We start from the raw sequence: 21,848 nt of genomic DNA on the forward strand, positions 1-21,848 counted from the left end.
TGGGGTATGATTATTGCACAGGCCTGTTAATAAATTAAAAACATGTTTCAGCGCATCGTAACCTATTTCGAGAAGCAAAGTTTTGGGGTCTGTACTTATATTGCAGACCGTTTTGACATGTCGATCAGTAAAATCAGATTATTCTTTATCTATTCTTCTTTTCTGGCAGTAGGTTTTCCTATTGTTTTTTATATAATGGCTGTGCTTATTTTAGATGTCCGCCATTATATTAAAAGGATCAGACAGCGGATTTGGGATTTATAAATTTAATGTGCTGTTATAAATCAGCATAACAGGACTCATACAACTATATATTTTATATTTGTTGTTTATTAATACAGTTACGAAAAATGTCGTTAAGGGGAAACCAATTTAAATCTAATTCATTCAAAAACGAATACGGGGAGAAGCCAGGTTCAAGAGCATCGTCCAAAGAACCAAGAGCAAGATTTGAAAGGATACCTTCACTGAATTTTCAGGATGAGAGGGTTTTGAAAATTGCAGGCTTGTTTTTCCTGATTCTATCTATCTATTTCCTTGTGGCATTCACTTCCTACCTTTTTACCTGGCAGGAAGATTATAGCTATGTAATTGATGCAAATGGTGGCTGGAGTAATCTTTTTAAAACAGTAGAAGAGTTACAGCAGCATAATATTCCTATTGTAGTACAAAACTGGCTGGGTAAGTTTGGTGCGTTATTATCTCATCAGTTCATCTATGAGTGGTTTGGTGTCGCTTCCTTTTTATTTGTATTCGTTTTCTTCGTTATCGGTTACCGCTTATTGTTTAAGGTGAAAATATTTGCACTGGAAAAAACATTGGGTTACAGTCTGTTTTTCCTGCTTTTCCTGTCACTGGTTTTCGGGTTTCTGCATTCTTTTATTGCTGATTCTCCGCATTACCTGGAAGGTGAAATCGGGTATTGGGCTAACCGCTTACTCGTTGCTCAGGTTGGTGTGACCGGGGTTGGTGGGCTGATTGCCTTTTTAGGACTGACAATTTTAATTATTGCTTACAATATTGACTTTAAATTCCCGGAGAGGGTACGTCATGAAGAAGAGGAAGAAACTATGCCTGAGGCTTCTGGTAATGCTTTCTCAGACTTTAAAGAGCAAGTCGAAAGAGTTTCTCCCCTAGAACGTGCATCGCCTGTGGCAGTGAAAGAAAATATAGAACGGCCTGATCAGATAGAATTTACCTTAAATGACAGACTGGCTTCTGAACGTAAAAAGGAGCAGCAGAATATTACGCTGACACCGAGCCGTTTCGAAGAGAAGGAAGCTGAACCTGAGGTAATAGTGCCAAAAGCACCTATCTTAAATGTAATGAATGCACCGATCATTCTTTCTCCGGCAGTAGAGCCGATTAAGGAATTGATCTTTGAAGAAGTTAAAGCAGAACCGCAGTTAACGATTCAGAAAAGTGAAGAGGAAAAGAAATCGGATGATCTGGTAGAACAGTTTGGTAATTATGACCCTACGCTGGATCTGGCGAGTTATGTTTATCCTAATCTGGAGTTATTAGAAAATTATGGTTCTAACAAGATCTCAGTAAACGCAGATGAATTAGAGGCTAACAAGAATAAAATTGTTGAGACACTGAATCATTATAATATTGAGATTGATAAAATTAAGGCTACGATTGGCCCGACGGTAACGCTTTATGAGATTATTCCTGCTCCGGGAGTCAGGATTTCAAAAATTAAGAACCTGGAAGATGATATTGCCTTAAGTTTAGCGGCATTGGGTATTCGTATTATTGCGCCGATGCCTGGAAAAGGTACCATTGGTATAGAGGTTCCCAATATGCATCCGGAGATGGTATCGATGAGAAGTATTCTGAATACTGAAAAGTTCCAGAAAACGGAAATGGATCTGCCTATTGCTTTAGGAAAAACTATTTCTAATGAGGTTTATATTGCCGATCTGGCTAAAATGCCCCATTTACTGGTTGCAGGAGCAACCGGACAGGGTAAATCTGTTGGTATTAATGCGATCCTGGTTTCTCTGCTTTATAAGAAACATCCTTCGCAGCTTAAATTTGTACTGGTAGATCCAAAGAAAGTAGAGCTGACATTGTTTAACAAGATCGAAAGGCATTTCCTGGCGAAACTTCCGGGGGAGGCTGATGCGATTATTACAGATACAAAAAAGGTAATCCATACTTTAAATTCGTTATGTATTGAGATGGATCAGCGTTATGATCTGTTGAAGGATGCACAGGTGAGAAATTTGAAAGAGTACAATGAGAAGTTCATCAAACGGAAGCTGAATCCAAATAATTCACACCGTTTCTTACCTTATATTGTATTAATTGTAGACGAGTTTGCCGATTTAATGATGACCGCTGGTAAAGAGGTGGAAACGCCGATTGCCCGTTTGGCTCAATTGGCACGTGCAGTAGGTATTCACCTGGTATTAGCCACGCAGCGTCCTTCGGTAAATATTATTACGGGTACAATTAAAGCGAATTTCCCGGCAAGGCTTGCTTTCAGAGTATTGTCTAAAATTGACTCCAGAACTATCCTGGATAGTGGCGGTGCGGATCAGCTGATTGGTCGTGGAGATATGTTGTTATCTACCGGAAATGATCTGATCAGGCTACAGTGTGCATTTGTGGATACACCTGAGGTTGACCGTATTTCTGAGTTTATCGGTAATCAGCGCGGATATGCAGAGGCTTATCAGTTGCCTGAATATCTGGACGAGGCGGCAGAGTCTGCCAAATCTGATTTTGATCCGAATGACCGTGATGTGATGTTTGAGGATGCAGCCAGGCTGATTGTAATGCATCAGCAGGGTTCTACTTCTCTGATCCAAAGAAAAATGAAGCTTGGCTATAACAGAGCGGGCAGAATTATTGACCAGTTGGAGGCTTTTGGTATTGTTGGCCCTTTTGAGGGAAGTAAAGCAAGAGAGGTATTAATACTTGATGAACATCAATTGGAACAGTTATTGAACGATCTGAAGAAATAATTAGAAGAGCAGATGAAGAAGATATTAGGTGCATTACTGATTTTATCAGGAATAAGTTTTGGTGTATATGCTCAGCAGGATGTTAAAGCAAAGACTATTTTAGCAGATGTAAGCAAGAAATATAAATCATATGATATCGTAAAGGCAGATTTTACTTTTACACTGGAGAGCCCTCAAAATAAGGCGAAAGAAACTCAGCAGGGGACGCTGATTGCAAAAGCTGCTGCTAATAAATATAAAGTGATCATGACTGATCAGGATATGATCAGTGATGGTAAAAGCCAGTGGACTTATCTGAAAAAAGATAAAGAAGTACAGGTTTCTGTTGCAGATAATGGCAGTGATGCATTAAACCCTGCAAAGGTGTTTACTTTGTATGAAAAGGGGTTCAAATATCTTTATACTGGCGACCAGAAAGTAGGTGCAAAGGTTTATCAGCTGATAGATTTATCTCCTGTAGATTCAAAGACTTCTTATTTTAAGATCCGGTTAAGTATTGATAAGGTGGCTAAGCAATTGTCAAATGTTTTAATTCTGGACAAAAACGGTAATAAATATACGTATACCATAAAATCGTTTATGGGCAATGCGAAGGTTCCGGAATCGACATTTACATTTGATGCGAGGAAATATCCTGGTGTTGAAGTAGTTGATTTGCGGTAATCAGATTAAAGATAAATGGGGTTCAGACAAGGCGTCTGAACCCTTTTTTTTTGTTATTTTTGAACTACATTAGACTCTGTTTTAATTTTAAACAGGATCTTATAAACCAGCTGCTTTTGAAAATTACATTTTTAGGTACTGGCACTTCCCAGGGAATTCCTGTGATTTGCTGCAATTGTGAAGTTTGCCACTCTGATGATCCAAGAGATAATCGGCTGAGGGTTTCTGTATTGGTGGAAACGGGGGATAAGACGATTGTAATAGATAGCGGGCCTGATTTCAGGTACCAGATGCTGCGTGCAGGTGTAAAGAATCTGGATGCGATTGTATACACGCATGAGCATAAAGATCATGTTGCTGGGTTGGATGATATTCGTCCTTTCAATTATTTGCTGCAGAAGAACATTGACATTTATGCGACCGAAAGAGTTCAGGATGCTTTGAAAAGAGAGTTCTCCTATATTTTTGCGGAAAAGGTTTATCCGGGAATTCCGCAGATCAATATACATACGATTGCTACGGAGAATTTTTATATCGGAAAAACGGAATTGATTCCTTTGCAGATCATGCATTATAAGCTACCGATCCTGGGTTTCAGAATTAATGATTTTACCTATATCACCGATGCGAAAACTATTTCGCAGGAAACGATTGCTAAAATAAAAGGAACAAAGGTTTTAGTCGTGAATGCTTTGCAGGTTGAAGATCATATATCGCATTTTACTTTAGGAGAAGCGATTACCTTTGCACAGGAAATTGGTGCGGAGATGACTTATTTAACGCATATTGGCCATAATATGGGGAAACATGCGGATGTGGAAAAGGAGTTGCCGGAGAATATCAGGTTAGGGTATGATGGACTGGTTATAAATTTATAATTTTTAAAATAGTTGCTCGATTATAGCGAATAAATATATATTTGCACCTCACAAGATATCCGGGTGGCGAAATTGGCAGACGCACCACCTTGAGGGGGTGGCGCCTGAAAAGGCGTGGCAGTTCGAATCTGCTTCCGGATACACTAATGAAGAATAGCCAGTCATAATTGACTGGCTATTCTTTTGTAACACTTGCTGATTTTTAATAAGCTATACTCGCAGTTAAACCGATACCAAAAACAGTTGCTGTAGCTGTTGAGCCATCTTCCGCTCCATTATAGCTTTTATTAAATTCAGTCCAGCTGTTTGCAGAAGAAGGATAAGATTGCTGTAGCAGATTACCAGAGCCCTTATTTACAATAACTACCTTTGCACCTCCCCCTATAACTGGAATGTCACCTAAATTAACTGTTGTCTGATCTGATCCTCCTGTTGCAGAGGTTGATGAACCTGTAGTTTGATTAATTTTTAAGTTAACTGGTGCAATCACTCCAACTGCGTAAGAAGTAAGTACAACATTAGATGCAGCTGTATGGCAATCTTTTACTTCAGATATCCATTGTGTATAATTTCCATCTGGATAAGTGCTCACAATAAACTTGATTCCGCCGGTATTTTCGCAATGCGTTCCTCCTCCGGCTAATATTGCCCCATTAAAATTATTAAGTGATGCGTAAGCGACATCGGTGCCGCTTCCCGGATGTGTTCCTTGCTGCTGATTGAGCACAACCTTTAGTAAATTACCCGGATCATAGATACACAAAGCGTATGCGGTTAAGGTATCTGTGTTTTTACAGCGATATTTAAGATCGTCACTATTGGCTTCCCATCCGGAAACACTGGTATTTCCATTACTTATCACCGTTGTTGGAAAAGAAGCTGTTAAGTAAGCAGTAGCTGAGGTAGGTAGTATCTGCGCACCGCCCGAGACAACTTTATAGGCTGCGGGCAATGGCTTAGATCCGTCGACGCTGGAATTAGTCGATGGATTTACCAAGACAACAGCTTCATAATCCAAACCTAAAGGAATTGTATTGGATATGACTGTAGGATGGTTAATGCTTTGCGCTAAAATAAAAAGATTGATATAGTCCAATAGTATATGAGATGCTGTTGGGTAGGTTGACTGTATTAATTTCCAGTATTCAAGACTTTTATATACGCCATAAACCGTATCAGCTGTGCAGCTTTTTGCAAATTCATCATATTGAGCTGAGGTTGATGTTAATCCAATTCTGGAAGCTGCAGCAGAGCTGCCACCTACAGCTTTTACTTCGTTGTCAGCATTATACTTGCTTAGGCTGCTGGTCACCGTGCTGGTAGCTGTTGCTGTAGCATCAGCACTGCTGCCTGCACCATTATAAGCAGCTTTTACTGTAGCAGATGCTGATTGCTGTTCAGCATAAGTTTGGGTACTTATCTGTAGTGTTGTCAGAATAATTCCACCCAAATTTAAACCTGTGATCAGATGGGTGCCATATTGTTCAGTAAAGGCTTGCGCATCTCTAAGGCTGCTGATGCTTTTTAAGGCAGTTAATAAGGATGGTTTTAACAAAGATAATATGGTTGTATAGTCTGTCGAATTATTATAGCTGATCGTGCCGCAGTTAATTACAGACGTATTACTTGCGCTCAGGCTGGTACTGGTTTGCTGGGTTTCTTCTGAATAGTTGGCCTGGACAGATCCGCTATAGCAGGCGTAACTCATGCTCATGCCCATAGAAGCGGCAATTGAAGTGCTGGTTGCTTCCATACAGCTTTCTATACTAAATACCCCTTTAAATTGGCCTTGAGCAGTTTGTAAACTTATTTGATCATCAGCTACACTTGTGATCAGGTTATTCAGCGTATAGTTCAGGATGTCCCATGGTGCACTGGCAATTGCTTCATCAAATGCATTAAATGATTGAAGGATAAACTGCTGTGGGGTGGTAGGGCTTACTGCTGTCAGGTTTATTGCTGCAGTTGTTGTTTCTTCTGTTGTCGACATTTTTAATAATAAGTTAATGTGAAAAGATTGATTTTATTTAGTCCAAAACAAATCTTTTTCCTCATAAGATACAAGAAACAGCGGTGCCGGCAGTAGTCACCACGTTAACTTTTATGTCACCTTGATTTTCAGCGCTTTACATGATGTGTGTCGGGGTTGTAGGAAACGGAAGGACCTGATCATAATTTCTCCTCTGTAAATATGATTAGCCTAGGCCGTTACGGATTTTATGAAATCGGATGGTGTTCCGCCGTGGAATCTTTTAAATGATTTATATAAATGGAACCTGGAACTGAAACCAGCTTCTTGTGCGATGGCATCAATTGTATAATTGCTAAATTTTCCTGTATTGACCAGATCTATAAAATAATTTATCCGGTGTTTATTAGTTAGGTCTGTCAGGCCTGACCCGTAATTGGCATACAAGAAATTGCTCAGTACATCTGCTGAAACATTTAGCCGTTTTTTTAGAGTTTCAACTGAAGCATCTTTATCCAGGTAAAACGCATCCGTAAAAAATACCTCAATGAATAAATGCTCCGGGAGATCGTCCCCTGTTTTTTTATCAAACAGGTTTCCCAGTTTAATTTTTAAATTACTTCTGTTGAGAAATTTAGGCCTGAATAATAAAAGTAAAAGGGTCAGGAAATTTAAGATCAGGATACAGAGGTTTGGTAGACTACTATTCTGTGATTGAGAGTATTGATTAAAAAGCAGGCTTATCCAGGTAAATAGCTCAATGGTCAATAAATAAAGAGTCCATTTTCTCAACTGAATAAAATAGATGTTTTTCCGTTTGTACTTCGCTAAGATCTTCAGTACTATTCTCAGGTTAATTACAAATATAAGGGAGGCGAAAATGATCTTTGCCAACCTGACAAAATCTCCTGCTCCGGGTAAGTTCCATAATGGAATACCCGGATCAACAGGCACAATGAAGGTAAAATAGGCCAGGCATACTATATGTGTAACGATCATCAATAGCCCGCAGGAAATGATATGCCATTTTAATTTACTTTCATATAAATAGGCGAAAAAGCTAATTACGGCCGCTACTAGTAAGGACTGGGGTGTTTCTATTATCCAGCGATTGTAGGAGTAATGAGAAAAATAAAGTGAACCAATCCCGCGCCATGCAAGACCTGTGGTCAGTAAAAGAATTATTATTTTAAGAATAACGGGTCTTTTAAAATTAATTGATACCTCTACAAAAACAATAAGTGCTTGTATAATAAGGCAAACGGCAACGTAATTAAGTAAGATAGAGAGCATAGGTTTCAGTATGGGATATTTTAAACGAAAATATATAATTTTATTACCTGTTTTTTTGGAATGATTAATTTTAATCATTAGAAGACTAAATTCTTTCTGTTACCAAAATTAGTTTAGCTTGCTGCTGATTAACCTTATAACGGAACAATTGAATATGGTAAAATTCGGTGCATCTTTATTATCATGGATCCTGCCAGAATGGAAGGCAATTGAGGGGGCTTATGCAATTCAAAAAACAGCAGCAGCAGGATTTGATGTGCTGGAGATCTTATTGCCTCCTTCGATGAAAATCAATACCACAATAGTACGAAAACAATTAAAGGAACATCATATTAAGGCGATCTGTTCATTTAATCTTCCTGCTAATTGCCATATTCCTTTTTATCCTGATCAGGCATATGATGCGATTAAATCGGCACTTAACAAAGCTGCTGAACTGGAATCAACAATTCTTGCAGGAGTGCTTCACAGTGGTATTGGTGTTTTTTCAGGTTCGCTAAAAACTGCTGAGGAAACTGAAACAGTAGTTCAGGTATTAGCGCTGTGTGCCGATTATGCGAGCCGTTTAGGTGTAACGATGTGTTTAGAGCCTGTTAACCGGTATGAAAGTTATGTATGCACCTGTGCTGCTGATGTGCTGGATTTAATTGAACAGGTTGGCTCACCTGCTTTAGCACTTCATCTGGATACTTTTCATATGAATATCGAAGAAGATAATTTTCGTGATCCGGTGATCAATAGTGGCGGTCATTTAAAACATATGCATATTACCGAGAGTAATCGCGGTATGCCAGGAGAAGGAAATGTCAACTGGGATGATCTTTTTGAGGCGCTGGCAAAGATTAATTATGACGGCGCATTAGTGCTGGAGAATTTTTCTTCTGCTATTGACGGGATGGCGGAACGTGTTAAGCTATGGCATCCTTCCAAATATAATGCACAGGACCTGGCAGAAGGTAGTCTGGCTTTTATCAAGCAAAAGGCCCTGGATTATGGGATGTAATTTTTCTTACCTTATATCTTTATAATCAACTCCTATATCTGGACATTCAGCATATTGAAATTTTAGTTGAAGTATTCAATGAATATAAAGGGACATTACTAGTGGTTTCGCATGATATTTATTTTTTGAGACAAATCAATATAGATCGGTCGATTGTTTTGGATGATTAATAGAAATAAATATTAGCTTGCGATATGGAACTACATCCAGAGATTAAAAACTTTATAGAGAAGAGAATAATGCCAGATAATCTCTATCTCCCTCAGAATTATCCCGAAGTCAAAACCTTTGAGGAATTCCAGGACGGTTATAGGTTTAATGGAACGACTGGTGAAATTTATACCGGTACAAAGCCCGCTGAATTCCGGGAAAACTGGTATGTTATCTGTTCTAACGAGATGAATGATCCTTTTTATGTAGATTTATCTGAACAGGACCGGGGTTTCCCTGTCTATTTTTCATGGCATGGAGCAGGGAGCTGGGAACCAGTTAAAGTTGCTGATGATTTAAATGATTTTGCAGCAAAATTGCTGAGCATACAAAAGGTAGAAAAGGATAAAGATGAGTTAATCAATTTGCTGGATGCAGATTTTGATTTGACTATTGAATTATGGGAGGAAATGTATGTATCAATTGAGGAAGAAGAAGGTGATGATGGTGAAGAGAAAGGTCCTTCAGAATGGATCAAAGGAAAAGTCGTAATCAGAGACATTGGTCAGCAGAAAATGAAAATTGTCCATTATTTGAAAGATCATTTCAAATTAACTCCACAACAGGCATTAGCATTAAGTAAACAAAAGGATATTGAAGTTGATCAGGGGCATTTGCTCTATCTCAAAGGGCTGGTTGACTATTTGAGGGAACTAGGTGCGACCGCTGAATTTGTAGCGGATAAAATATAAACTTTACGATTCAAATGATCAATAAAACTGAATGCAGATTACCAAGTCTGCATTCAGTTGTTTAATCCTCATCAATTCCTAGTTTTGAGGTTGTCTCATCGTTGTGTCTGATCTGCGATCAGTTCTTTTTAACGTATCATTTGCTGGCCACCCTTTTTTCTTTGTTTTCTTTTTTTGTGGAGATTTTTTGTCTGTACGCTTTTTGGAGGTGTCTTGTTTTTGCCTTGTAGTATCCTGTTGAGGCATTTCAATTGCAAATGTTGCGAAGCCGAATGTGCAGAGCATCATCATCATTAATAACTTTTTCATGGTCTTAATATTTAGTGAATATTTTGATTTACAGATGCTTAAACAAAGAGTATAACTGTTGGTTTTTTTTATTTCAAAAATCAGGTATATGTCTCGCGAATCACGTATTTAACCTATATTGCAGGTATATTCATTATTTTGTTTGTTTTTGTAATTAAAATTGCTTTTGTTTTTCTTTTAAGATATTTGAAGTATATTTATATGAACTAATTGTGTTTGATGAGAAAATATTTATTATCATGTGCAGCAGTATTGTTAATCAGTACATTGTCTTCTTTTAGCGGTGTACCTGCGAAAATTCAAAATCCTATAACTTCAGCACTATATTTTGCTGTTCCAGATGCTCCGGTTTTTAGTTACGCTAATTACAATGGAAAAGGACGTACGCTGGTTGGTGTTGGACTAGTACCAGGTGCAACAGGTTATAATTGGTATTTGAACGGCAAATTCTTATACACAACAACTAATAATTATACGAGTGTCGGAATTAATTGCGGCTCATATGGTGCGATAGGCGTTGAAGCTGTGAATGCCTCTGGTGTTTCTGCACTTACCATCAAAGGAGTAATCGGTTGCAGTCTGGAAGATTAATATTTAAGCTAATCTGATTTAGGTGTTGCTTGTGAAGCAGGCAAAACCCTTTTAATTTTTTCCGATTGAGAATCTTGTCGTTTTTTAGCACTTCACGTAATTTTAGCTATAGTTGCCGTAATAATATAAACCCATTGATATTATTGAATTACTTTTCATCAAGTAGAGCTGAAAAGAATATTTAACCTTAAACATATACAATGGGCGCAAATAATGATTTATTTCTGGATATAGTCGAGTTCAATGCGAAGTCGGGATTCGTTGCAGACGAGCTTAATTCTTTAAACAGTGAGCAAACTGGTGGTTTGCCAATGGAGTATATCACAAATCTGCTAAAATGCAGGATTCTTGAACAGCAGCTGAATGAGCTAAAAGGTTTATTGAGTAAGCATAATTCTTAAGCGTAAAGCGCAGGTTTACCTCATAATTTCCACATTCTCTTAAATATTTATCTGGTTTTATTAAGACTTAAAAGTTATTCTCATGTTATTTTAATAATAACATGTAATGATTGTTCTTAACAATTTAATAACTTCAATGTATATCCGTATTAAACTGAGAGCTACATCTTTGGCGGAATTTAAAAGCTTAGATAAAACCATTTATGAGAAAAAACTACAAATTAATTTTCGTGGTTACCCATTATTTTCAGCAGAAGTCTTTTTTGCTGCTGCTATTAATGCTGGCCATCTCAGTCTGTACGTTTGCACAACAACAGGCCAGAGTTATTAAAGGAAAAGTAACCGACGAAAGTAACGGCGGTTTACCCGGTGTGACTATCAGGGTTAAAGGAACTAAATCAGCTACCTCTACTAACCAGGACGGTAATTTTTCTATACAGGTAAATGGCCCGCAGGACATTCTTGTATTTAATATGTTGGGAACGCTTACCAGGGAGGTGATTGTTGGTAACAATCAAAATTTAAACATCACACTCGTTACGGATAGCAAACAGCTAAAAGATGTAGTAGTAATTGGTTATGGCACTTCTAGTAAAAAGGATTTAACAGGAGCTGTGACTTCTGTGAATGCCGAAGAATTTAACCAAGGTGTAATGACAAGCCCTGCGCAATTACTGCAAGGTAAGGTGGCAGGATTAAATGTAACCAAAAGTGGCGATCCTAATGCAAAACCTTCTACTATATTAAGGGGGCCGTCTACTTTACGTGAGGGTGCAGCACAAGAGCCTTTTTATGTAATCGATGGTGTTCCTGGAGCATCAATCGACCTGTTAGCACCTGCTGACATAGAAAGTATAGATATTTTAAAAGATGCCTCTTCTACCGCAATTTACGGGTCAAGAGCTGCGAATGGGGTAATCATCGTTACTACAAAAAGATCAAAGGGTGGACAATCCAGACTTTCTTATAGTGGTTATGGGGCGGTTGAAAGTGTATCTAAAAAATATGATATGCTCAGTGCACCAGAATTGCGTCAGTATTTGAAAGACAATAAGCAAGTGTTAAACCCTATTGATGATGATGGATCTGACACGAACTGGCAAAAAATGCTGGAAAGGACTGGTTATTCACAAAATCATAATTTGTCTTATGGTGGTTCAGGTGCATCTTCAGAATATGGTGCAAGTGTCAATTATTTCGACAATCAGGGAATCCTGAAAAATACTTCTTTAAAAAGAACGATTGTCCGTGCATATGTAAATCAGCGGTTCTTTAATGACAGACTGAAATTAGGTTTGACGATCACGAACAGTGCTACGACTGGTAATGATATTTATCAAACTCAGGCCCTGTCAAACATGTTGTTCTATTTGCCAACAGTAAGCCCTTTCAATGCGGACGGGACTTATAAAGAAAACTATGACAGAACGGGTAGCGGAACAAGAAATCCGCTTTCTATTGTTGATAATAACTCCATTAAAAATGTAAATAACAAAACTTTAATCAATGGGATGGCACAAGTAAACATCTTATCTGGTTTGAAGTTTACCGCAAGTTTATCTACACAAAAAGATCAGAATAATTCAAGTTCTTATTTAAATAGCCAGTCAGGACTTGCCAGAGGAGTGAGCGGACAGGCGATCAAAGCTGATGTACTGAATAAATCTGAAGTGATAGAAGGATACTTTAACTATGATAAAGTATTTGGTCAGCATAGCTTGAAATTGCTTGCAGGTTATTCCTGGCAGGAAGACCGGACTAATGATGGTTTCGGCGTAACAACGCAAGGGTTTTCGAATGATAATCTGGGCGCAAACAATATCTTTTTATCAAACCCATCCTTACTTTCACAAATTACATTTGCCAACTCTCCAATCTCCACTTTAAGATTAATCTCATTTTATGGAAGAGCGCAATACAATTACAAAGAGAAATATTTGTTTCAGGCCTCTTTAAGAAAAGATGGTTCTTCTGCTTTTGGTATCAATAGCCGTTGGGGACTATTTCCTGCGGTATCTGCCGGATGGAGAATTATCGGAGAAGATTTTATGAAAAGTGTACCTGTGATCAGTGATCTGAAATTGAGAGCTGGTTATGGTAAATCAGGAAATAGTCTTGGTTTTGATGCCTTTTCTGCTTTATTAGTTTATGGAACACCTGCAACCAGCAGTAAATACCTGAACAACGGAGTCATCAGCAATGCAATTGGCCCGGTAAGAAATGAGAACCCGGACTTGAAATGGGAAAGCACTTCGACTACCAATATCGGATTGGATTTTGGTTTATTCGGGAACAGAGTTACAGGTTCAGTAGATTACTATATCAAAAAGACATCTGACCTGATTTATTCTGAGTATGCTGTTTCTACCACGCAGTATTTCTTACCAACCATTACGGCCAATGTAGGCAAGATCAAAAATACGGGTATTGAATTGTCTTTAAATGCTTTAGTTGTAAAAACAAAGGATTTTAGCTGGAATACTTCACCAAATATTGCGCACAATAAAAACGTAGTGGAAACCTTATCGGATGATTTCTACAAAATCTCTTATATACAAACCGCAGTATTGGGCGGTAAAGGACAATCTGGAAATTATAGCCAGATTATACAACCAGGAGAAGCATTGGGAACTTTCAAGCTTTGGAATTATGCAGGTAAGAATGCTGCAGGTGTAAGTACCTATGTCAATGCAGCTGGGCAAACAATTGCCACTCAGCCATTAACATCTGATGCTAAAATTGCTGGCAATGCGCAGCCAAAATATATCTACGGCTGGGGGAATAGCTTTACTTATAAAAAATGGGACCTGAGTTTCCTTGTACGTGGCGTATTGGGAAATAAGATCTTAAATGCTACTGCAGCTGGTCTGAATACACCTGCTGATGCTAAATTACAGAACATCCCAAGAGCTACACTTGGTGAGTCTTTCAATGATGGAAATGCTTACCTGATTTCTGACCGTTACCTGGAAAGTGGTTCTTATTTACGTTTGGATAATGCTACGTTAGGTTATTCCATCAAACCAAAAGTGCAGACCATTAAAGCGATCAGGCTTTATGTAACGGCAAATAACTTATTTGTAATTACTAAATATACTGGACTGGATCCTGAGATTAACATCGGAGGTTTAACACCTGGTATTGATAATAACAACTATTACCCTAAGACCCGCACATTCAGTCTCGGTATTAACGCATCATTCTAATTTCAACGAACAATGAAACAGATATTTTTATTAACGGCGGCATTTGCTGTCATGTTAGCCACTGTATCCTGCACAAAACTGGATGTAAAAGTGGAATCTCAATATGTAAAAGATAACTTTCCTACTACTGACGCTGATTACGCGGCTTTATATGGAACGATGTATTCTAACCTTTCTTCTCAATTTGGAGTACCTTATTTCAGAATGCAGGAAATGTCCACTGATGCTGCGATCTTACCGGCAAGAGACGGAAATTTTGATGACGGTGGGCAGTACAGACAGTTGCACTACCATACCTGGACATTTGATCATCCAAACGTGAAAACAATTTGGGAATGGGGATTTGGAGGAATTAACAACTGTAACCGTCTAATTTCAGTGACCAATGCTTCTTCAGCATCCGATGCAAAAAAGGCTTCCGGAGTAACGGAAATAAAAACTATGCGGGCATTGTACTACTTCCTGATGATGGATCTTTATGGTAATATTCCTATTATTGATAAGTTCCCGGTAGAAGCGGGCGCTTTACCTGGTACAACAAGCAGAGATAAGGTATTTGATTTTATTGAGAAAGAATTGCTGGCGGTTATCCCTAATTTACCTCAGAAAACAGGAGCAAATCAGAAGTTGCTTTATGGAAAACCAACGCGTGGAACAGCTTTCGCCTTACTAGCTAAAATGTACTTGAATTCACAGGTATATACTGGGAAACCCAGGTATACGGATGCAGTAGCTATGGCAGATAGTGTAATGAAAAATACAACTTATCAGCTGGACCCTAAGTACTCAGATATCTTTGATGTTAATAATGGCCCTCAGATTTCTGAAACGATATTCGCAATTCCTTATGATCAGCAGATTCCGGGTAACCAGATGACCAGGTTCGGTTTCTACCCTGCACTGGCTACTGCTTACGGGATTACAGGAGTTGGATTTAGTATTTCTATGAGTACAACACCAGAATATTATGATCGCTTTAATCTGGCGAATGATATCAGAAAAAGTTTCTGGTTGGTTGGGCCTCAATTTGCCCCGGATGCGAACAGACAACCTGATAAGACAAAGCCTGTATATATCGCAGGAACAACACAACAAATTGTATTGACACGTGATCTGATCCTCAAACCCGGTAAGCCAATGGATGTGGGAAATACAGTAGCCGACCAGGCAAAGGGGATCCGCTCTGTTAAATACTGGCCGGATGTGAATGCGATACAAGCGACACGTTTGAACGGTAATGATATGCCTTTTTTACGTTTAGCAGATGTCATGTTGATGAAAGCAGAAGCTATTTTACGCGGAGCTTCACCAACTGCAGTCAATGGAGAAATGCAGACTCCACTAAGTTTAGTGAATAAAATCAGGGCAAGAGCTGGTGCAGAAGCGGCAACAAGCGTTGATTTAGAATCCTTATTGGATGAAAGAGCAAGGGAGTTGAGCTGGGAAGCCTGGAGAAGGAACGATTTGATTCGTTATGGTTTGTTTGAAAAGGAATACCCTTTGCAAAATGATGTACTCTCGATGAATAAAGATGCTGCGAGAAGACTTTATCCGATCCCTGCAACTGAACTGCAGTTAAATTCCAATTTAAGACAAAACCCAGGTTATTAATTCTTTTAAACAGCCGGGTTTTTCCGGATGTTCTCATTTTAATACTTATGATAAAGACAGTTTCCAGCGCATTGCTATTGTTTGTATTTCCATTATTGATACCAAAAGATGGAGATAATTTACCAATTAATAAGATCCAGGTTATTGGATCGCACAACAGTTACAAGAAAGCGATTGATCCTCATTTGTTTGACGTATTCAGAAAAAAGGATTCTGTATCGGCCAGCAAGATAGACTATGAGCATATTGGCATAACTGAACAACTTGATCTGGGGTTAAGAAATCTGGAAATTGACGTTTACTCAGATGCAAAAGGAGGGAAATATGCACATCCCAGAGGTTTGGATTGGGCGAAAGATCAGGCTCCTTATGATGTTGATAAAGAAATGAAGGCACCGGGTTTTAAAGTTTTTCATATTCAGGATCTTGATTTCAGAAGTGATTTCCTGACCTTGAAAAGTGGATTGGCGAAATTGAAAAAATGGTCAGATGCACACCCTGATCATACACCCATATTTATTACACTGGAGGCCAAAGACAATAAAATAAAGGGAGAGGGTTTCAGTGATCCTGAAGAATTTACAGCAGAAACATTTGATCAGCTGGATAAGGCACTGCTTGATGGACTGGGCGTGGACAAGATTATCACACCAGATGTGGTGAGAGGAAACTATAAAACATTAGAAACTGCAGTTTTAAAAGATAACTGGCCTGTACTTTCAGCAGCAAGAGGAAAGTTTCTTTTCATTCTTGACCAGAAAGGTGAGAAGATGGAACTTTATATCAAAGGTCACCCTTCGCTAAAAAATAGGGTGTTATTTGCAAATGCGGCTGCTGGCAGGCCTGAAGCTGCGATGATGATCCTCAATAATGCTAAAGATCCAATGATTCCTCAGCTAGTTAAAAAAGGATATATTATCCGTACCCGTGCGGATTCGGATACACAAGAGGCACGCCGAAATGACCATGCTAACTTCGACGCAGCATGTGCTTCCGGAGCCCAGATCATTACTACAGACTATTATTTAAAAAGTACTCATTTTAAGTCTGACTATGCAGTGAGTTTTGAAGATGGTCAGTATTTCAGGATCAATCCATTTTTTAAATAGGTTAATGTGAGTCAATCTCGGTGGTTTATCGCAGTATTAACAATTTGATTATTGGAAACGTGCGCTTAATGAACCATAACTTAATTGGCGGCTCTTCTTTGTGGAAGAGCCGCTTTTTTTCTTTTATGGTTTCAGCGTAATCAAAGTAACTTTTACATCAAATGAGGTATAGACATTTTCTTCTTTTCCCAGCGTAGAGAGGTGGCTCATCAGGCGATCTGTGGGATTGATATCTTTTAAATAATACCAGGCAGGCTGATCTATTTCATCACCAATATCAGTTAGAATAAGGTGATTGTAAATCACCCAGATTCTTTTCTTTCCTTCAAATGATTTAAAGTCCTTTTGTAAATGATTTAAATAGTCCGGATAGCTGGTTGAAATTTTACGATAATCTCCTCCTTCAAGTGCTATGAAGTTATAAGGATAAGTATGCTTGTAAAAACGATAACCAGGCAAGTTATTCCAGTACACATAAACTAAGTCGCCTGGTTTAAAATGAGTATTGACATAAGTAAGCGCTTCTTTTTGAAAAGATCTTTTATGAATGATAAATTCATCGGGATGTACCAGTGTTTGTACTGCGCTGTAAACTGGTGCTGCTATCAAGAGGATAAAGAACAGCAGGCTCATTCGTTCAGATTTGAAAAAAGAGGCAAGCTTATCTGTTCCTTTGACAATAAACAGGATGAGCAAAGGGCAAATGAAAACCCAGAAACGTTCATTTAAAGGGTACAGTTTAAGTCCTGAAGCTAAGAACATAAACAAAAAGGGAAATAGCAGGATTAGCGCATATCGTTTCTCCCTGATATAAATCCAGATGCCGTAAAACAGGCTAATAAGTGGTAACCATGGAGTATTCAATAATGCTTTAAGCAAAACAGAATTTCCAGGATACAATCTCCAGGTCAGGCCTAGCGGATATTCTATTAAATGATATAGAGCCGCTGGATACCAACGCAATTCTTCCATGTTGACTGGTGGCAATGGCATGAAATAATGATAAAAATCAAACCATTCAGCTGCCCATTTAGATTCTGCATGTTTATGGGTAAACAGCAAATAGTTCAGGGCAAAACCAGCTGCCCATAATAGAAAAGGAACCAGTTGCCTGAAGAATGGCTTCCAGTCTCTTTTGTAAAGATTTTTACAGCTGATGCCTGTCGCCATTCCGGCCAGGATAAATATAGAAGAGTAGGAGAACCAGAGAATAACTGCGCCTAAAATCCCCCAGGTTAGGAGTGGTTTCCATGTTAACCGATGTTGATAGCGGATATAAATATACAAGATCAGTACGGTGGCAAACAGTTCAGTCGAATACTGTTTAATCTCAACAGAATGGAAAACAAGAGGAGGGGCCAGGGCTAACAGGGCAACCGCCATTACTGCTGCCAGTGGACGAAGAAAATACTTTGCTACAGGAATGAACAGTGGAATTGCCGCTATACCACATAACATAGGAAATAAACGCAATACGATCTCATTCGTCCCTAAAAGATAAATACATGTTTTAACGCTCCATAAAAATCCAATCGGTGCTTTCTGCTGATAGTCCAGTGCTTGCATTACCAGCTCAATATAATTCATTTTGATCAGGCTGGTCGCCAGATAAACTTCATCCAGCCACAGAGAACGGTTATAAAAAAGATGGAAAAGACGAACGAAAATACCGCACCCAATAATTATACTGTACCAGATATTCTGGTTTTTGATATAGCTGGATTCTTTTTTACACATATGAATGATGTTCAGTCATTTGAAACTCTTTAATTAATGTAAATAATTCATAAATTTAGAAATTATTTAAATAGCCATAGGTGGATGTTATAAATTGGAAGAAAATAAAAGTTCTGATTCTTGATGTGGACGGCACTTTATACAATCAGTCTGGATTAAGAAGAAGAATGTTATATGCTTTGCTAAAATACTATTTAGTCAGGCCAATACAACTTAAAGATCTTCTGATCTTGTACTTTTTTCGTTCCGAGCGTGGAAAAAGAGCAGGTTATTGCAGTAATAATCTTGAAATTGAACAATATCAGTGGTGTGCGGCTAAAGTAGGCGCGCCATTGGAAAGAATTAAAAGGGTCGTTTCCAAATGGATGTTTGAATTTCCAAATCCCTATTTATATGCTTGCCGTTACGCTGAATTATATCCATTTTTGCAACTGTTAAAGGAGCATCAGATCAAAGTAGCTATTTATTCAGATTATAGTGCTGTTGAAAAGCTAAAAGCTTTAAAAATTGAAGCTGATTTAGTGATTGCGTCTACTGATAAAGAGATCAATTGTTTGAAGCCGAAACCAATAGCGTTGTTTCATATCATGAAGCATTTTGAGGTTGGTTCAGCAGCCTGTCTTTATATTGGTGACCGCGACGAACTGGATGGAATATGTGCTGATGAGGCCACAATACGCTACCTCAATATCAATAAATATAACTCAGGCACTTTATATACAGTGCTTGCGAATAGTTTAAGGGAACATTATAAATAAGAGATTGTAAATGACGGTTAAAAAAAAGGCGGGCCTTAAAGATTATATAGCTCTCGCCCGCCCGGATAGCTGGGTAAAGAACGTTTTCATGGTACCTGGAATGCTGTTTGCATTATCTGTATTTAAAACACCTATAGACAGTCATCTGTTCTTTAAAATCATTGTTGGAATCATTAGTACTTGTTTAATTGCATCGGCAAACTATGTAATCAATGAATATCTGGATGCGGATTTCGACAGATTCCATCCTTTAAAAAAGAACAGATCTTCTGTTGTATATACTGTAAACCCAAAGATAGTTTACCTGGAATATGGTGCTCTGGTAATTATAGGCTTATCATTAGCTTATTTGATCTCTTATAAATTTATTCTTCTTTCAGCATTTCTCTTGTTCATGGGGGTTATCTATAATGTAAGGCCTTTCAGGAGCAAAGAGCGTGTATTTCTCGATGTACTCTCTGAATCCGTGAATAACCCTATCCGTTTTGGTTTAGGCTGGTTTATATTTTCTCCGGCATTAGGTGCTCCGGACAGCAAATGGGATTTCGACTGGATCAACACTTTTCCTCCAACAAGTATTATTGTTGCCTACTGGATGGGGGGAGCATTTTTAATGGCTACTAAACGTTTTGCAGAATACAGGATGATTGGTAATCCTGAAACGGCTGGTCAGTACCGGAGATCGTTTAAGTTTTATACCGAGAACAGCTTGCTGGTCTCTATGTTTTTTTACGCGATTACCTCTGCATTTTTCATGGGGATTTTCCTGATTAAAGACAGAATAGAATTACTGGTTAGTTTTCCGTTTTTCGCTTTGTTGTTTTCCTGGTATCTCAGAATTGGATTATTAAACGATTCTCCGGTACAAGGTTCCGAAAAACTACATACGCGTAAGTGGTTTATGTTATATTTATTTCTTTTTACGGCATTGCTTTGCATTTTGATGTTTGTTGATATTCCATGGCTATATTGGTTCCTTAAAAACGCATCCAATTATTAGATGAAATACAATTATTACGATTTAATTATTGTCGGTACCGGCTTCTCTTCTACATTTTTTCTGAAAAAGTATCTGGAAAAGAATAAAGAAGTAAAGAGGATTCTTGTGCTTGAACGCGGACAGTTATTCCCGCATAGTGAAAGATTAAAGCTCAAAAGAGGGGAGCTTGCTGATTCTCCGGCTTCAGGTAACTCCTGGGAAGATCAGATCATGAATAAAACCCCAGAGAAAAGATGGCCTTTTACCACTGCTTTTGGAGGAAGTTCCAATTGCTGGTGGGGATGTACACCGAGATTTATGCCTTCTGATTTTAAAATGAAGACATTATTCGGCTTAGAAAATGACTGGCCGGTCACTTATGAAGAGCTTGACCCTTATTATGAGGAAGCAGAAGAACTGATGGCTATTTCCGGGCCAGAAGGAACACCTTTTCCTAAGAAAAGTAAATACCCGCTTCCGCCCCATAATTTCAGCCCGATAGATAAAATACTGCATCAGAAATATGGAAATCAGTATATCAGCCAGCCTACTGCAAGGGCCAGCAGGGGTACAAAAGGAAGAAACCAATGCATGGCCAACTCAAGTTGTGATGTTTGTCCGGTAGACGCTAAATTCACCATAGAGAATTCTGGTATTGACGTTTATCAGAACGCGCAAGTGGAGCTTTTATATGGTGCACAGGTTTACCGTTTGGAAACCGCAGGCAATGTGGCAAAAAAAGTGTGTTACGTGAAAGACGGAAAGGATTATGAGATTGCCGGAGAGGTTATCGTTCTGGGTGCTAATCCGATGTTTAATTCGAATATCCTGTTAAATTCGGGGGATCGGAATCCATTGACCGGTAAAGGATTTGGAGAGCAGCTTGGCATGCAGGTTTTAATTTACCTGGACAATCTGAAGAACACAGGAGGCAGTACCTGGGTCAATGCTAACGGTTATATGTTATATGATGGGAACCATCGCAAGGACTATGCAGCTTGTTTGATAGAAACCAATAATGCACCTTATAATATCCGGCTTGAAAGAGGTAAATGGCTAAACATGACTTCTTTCAGGATGATTTTTGAAGATTTACCATTGGTAACGAATTATATTACTACCACTTCAGATAAACTGGTTCCTGAAATCAATTTTAAAGGGGGCAGATCTGATTATGCGCTGAAGGGAATGGAAAACATGAAAAAAGTTCTTCCGGGAATCCTATCCTGTCTGCCTGTTGAAAAATTAAAATTCCTGGATCCTTTCCCTAATGAAGGGCATATTTTAGGGGGCACCAGAATGGGCAAAACCCCGGCAGACAGTGTGGTAGATAAAAATATGGTTCACCATCAGTACAGAAATGTTTTTGTATTAGGCAGTGGCTCTTTTACTACTTTTAGTGCATCAAATCCAACGCTGACTTTATCAGCCATGTCATTATACTCCGCAGATCATTCATTTTAG

The 21,848-nt window shown here is 38.5% G+C and carries 18 protein-coding genes and 1 tRNA gene; 15 read left to right on the forward strand and 4 right to left on the reverse strand.

Going from position 1 to position 21,848, the window contains the following annotated elements; all coding sequences use genetic code 11:
- The first annotated feature begins 42 nt into the window (after positions 1-42).
- The 5 genes from AY601_RS01295 to AY601_RS01315 all read left to right on the forward strand — a co-directional run bounded on the left by AY601_RS01295 (position 43) and on the right by AY601_RS01315 (position 4,657).
- Positions 43-264 carry a PspC domain-containing protein gene (locus AY601_RS01295; RefSeq protein ID WP_068395429.1) on the forward strand — a complete coding sequence of 74 codons (222 nt, stop codon included), beginning with the start codon at positions 43-45 and terminating at the stop codon, positions 262-264.
- Between the two features lie 86 nt (positions 265-350).
- Positions 351-2,975 (forward strand): FtsK/SpoIIIE family DNA translocase, encoded by a 2,625-nt coding sequence (locus tag AY601_RS01300; protein ID WP_068395431.1) that lies wholly within the window; start codon positions 351-353, stop codon positions 2,973-2,975.
- A gap of 12 nt (positions 2,976-2,987) precedes the next feature.
- Positions 2,988-3,638, forward strand: a complete 651-nt coding sequence (locus AY601_RS01305; protein WP_068395433.1) for a LolA family protein — start codon at positions 2,988-2,990, stop codon at positions 3,636-3,638.
- Between the two features lie 116 nt (positions 3,639-3,754).
- Positions 3,755-4,516 carry an MBL fold metallo-hydrolase gene (locus tag AY601_RS01310; RefSeq protein WP_068407004.1) on the forward strand — a complete coding sequence of 254 codons (762 nt, stop codon included), beginning with the start codon at positions 3,755-3,757 and terminating at the stop codon, positions 4,514-4,516.
- Positions 4,517-4,573: 57 nt separating this feature from the next.
- Positions 4,574-4,657: transfer RNA gene (locus AY601_RS01315), tRNA-Leu, on the forward strand.
- Between the two features lie 61 nt (positions 4,658-4,718).
- Here AY601_RS01315 and AY601_RS01320 read toward each other — a convergent pair.
- Together AY601_RS01320 and AY601_RS01325 are read right to left on the reverse strand one after the other, a co-directional pair.
- Positions 4,719-6,506: an MAC/perforin domain-containing protein gene (locus tag AY601_RS01320; RefSeq protein WP_068395435.1), complete on the reverse strand. Its 1,788-nt coding sequence runs from the start codon at positions 6,504-6,506 to the stop codon at positions 4,719-4,721.
- A gap of 210 nt (positions 6,507-6,716) precedes the next feature.
- Positions 6,717-7,778, reverse strand: a complete 1,062-nt coding sequence (locus tag AY601_RS01325) for a helix-turn-helix domain-containing protein (RefSeq protein WP_198163581.1) — start codon at positions 7,776-7,778, stop codon at positions 6,717-6,719.
- 154 nt (positions 7,779-7,932) lie between these two features.
- On the opposite strand from AY601_RS01325, the gene AY601_RS01330 reads away from it, so the two are divergent.
- Both AY601_RS01330 and AY601_RS01335 read left to right on the forward strand, forming a co-directional pair.
- The gene (locus tag AY601_RS01330) at positions 7,933-8,781 is read left to right on the forward strand and encodes a sugar phosphate isomerase/epimerase family protein (protein ID WP_157288112.1); all 849 of its coding nucleotides are present in this window, start codon (positions 7,933-7,935) and stop codon (positions 8,779-8,781) included.
- A gap of 194 nt (positions 8,782-8,975) precedes the next feature.
- Complete coding sequence (locus tag AY601_RS01335; RefSeq protein WP_157287634.1) at positions 8,976-9,683, forward strand: SMI1/KNR4 family protein; 708 nt, start codon at positions 8,976-8,978, stop codon at positions 9,681-9,683.
- A 78-nt stretch (positions 9,684-9,761) separates the two neighbouring features.
- Here the strand turns inward: AY601_RS01335 and AY601_RS01340 are convergent, their stop codons facing one another.
- Positions 9,762-9,992 carry a hypothetical protein gene (locus tag AY601_RS01340; protein ID WP_068395442.1) on the reverse strand — a complete coding sequence of 77 codons (231 nt, stop codon included), beginning with the start codon at positions 9,990-9,992 and terminating at the stop codon, positions 9,762-9,764.
- A gap of 219 nt (positions 9,993-10,211) precedes the next feature.
- Here AY601_RS01340 and AY601_RS01345 point away from each other — a divergent pair, with 219 nt between their 5' ends.
- The 5 genes from AY601_RS01345 to AY601_RS01365 all read left to right on the forward strand — a co-directional run bounded on the left by AY601_RS01345 (position 10,212) and on the right by AY601_RS01365 (position 16,910).
- A complete protein-coding gene (locus AY601_RS01345) occupies positions 10,212-10,583 on the forward strand; it encodes a hypothetical protein (protein ID WP_068395444.1) in 372 nt (123 codons plus the stop codon).
- Positions 10,584-10,783: 200 nt separating this feature from the next.
- Positions 10,784-10,984 (forward strand): hypothetical protein, encoded by a 201-nt coding sequence (locus AY601_RS01350; protein ID WP_068395446.1) that lies wholly within the window; start codon positions 10,784-10,786, stop codon positions 10,982-10,984.
- Positions 10,985-11,187: 203 nt separating this feature from the next.
- Entirely contained in the window at positions 11,188-14,190 is a 3,003-nt protein-coding gene (locus tag AY601_RS01355) for a SusC/RagA family TonB-linked outer membrane protein (RefSeq protein WP_068395448.1), read from the forward strand.
- 12 nt (positions 14,191-14,202) lie between these two features.
- Positions 14,203-15,801: a RagB/SusD family nutrient uptake outer membrane protein gene (locus AY601_RS01360; RefSeq protein WP_068395450.1), complete on the forward strand. Its 1,599-nt coding sequence runs from the start codon at positions 14,203-14,205 to the stop codon at positions 15,799-15,801.
- A gap of 47 nt (positions 15,802-15,848) precedes the next feature.
- On the forward strand, positions 15,849-16,910 hold the full coding sequence (locus AY601_RS01365; RefSeq protein WP_084359008.1) for a phosphatidylinositol-specific phospholipase C1-like protein: 1,062 nt from the start codon (positions 15,849-15,851) through the stop codon (positions 16,908-16,910).
- Positions 16,911-17,033: 123 nt separating this feature from the next.
- Here AY601_RS01365 and AY601_RS01370 read toward each other — a convergent pair whose 3' ends face one another.
- A complete protein-coding gene (locus AY601_RS01370) occupies positions 17,034-18,647 on the reverse strand; it encodes an ArnT family glycosyltransferase (RefSeq protein WP_068395452.1) in 1,614 nt (537 codons plus the stop codon).
- 80 nt (positions 18,648-18,727) lie between these two features.
- Between AY601_RS01370 and AY601_RS01375 the strand changes: the two genes are divergently transcribed.
- The 3 genes from AY601_RS01375 to AY601_RS01385 are packed head-to-tail and all read left to right on the forward strand — an operon-like array spanning position 18,728 to position 21,848.
- Complete coding sequence (locus tag AY601_RS01375) at positions 18,728-19,405, forward strand: HAD family hydrolase (protein WP_068395454.1); 678 nt, start codon at positions 18,728-18,730, stop codon at positions 19,403-19,405.
- Positions 19,406-19,415: 10 nt separating this feature from the next.
- Positions 19,416-20,405 (forward strand): UbiA prenyltransferase family protein, encoded by a 990-nt coding sequence (locus AY601_RS01380; protein WP_068395456.1) that lies wholly within the window; start codon positions 19,416-19,418, stop codon positions 20,403-20,405.
- Positions 20,406-21,848: a GMC oxidoreductase gene (locus tag AY601_RS01385; protein ID WP_068395458.1), complete on the forward strand. Its 1,443-nt coding sequence runs from the start codon at positions 20,406-20,408 to the stop codon at positions 21,846-21,848.

The organism is Pedobacter cryoconitis (genome assembly GCF_001590605.1).
Lineage (GTDB): Bacteria > Bacteroidota > Bacteroidia > Sphingobacteriales > Sphingobacteriaceae > Pedobacter > Pedobacter cryoconitis_A.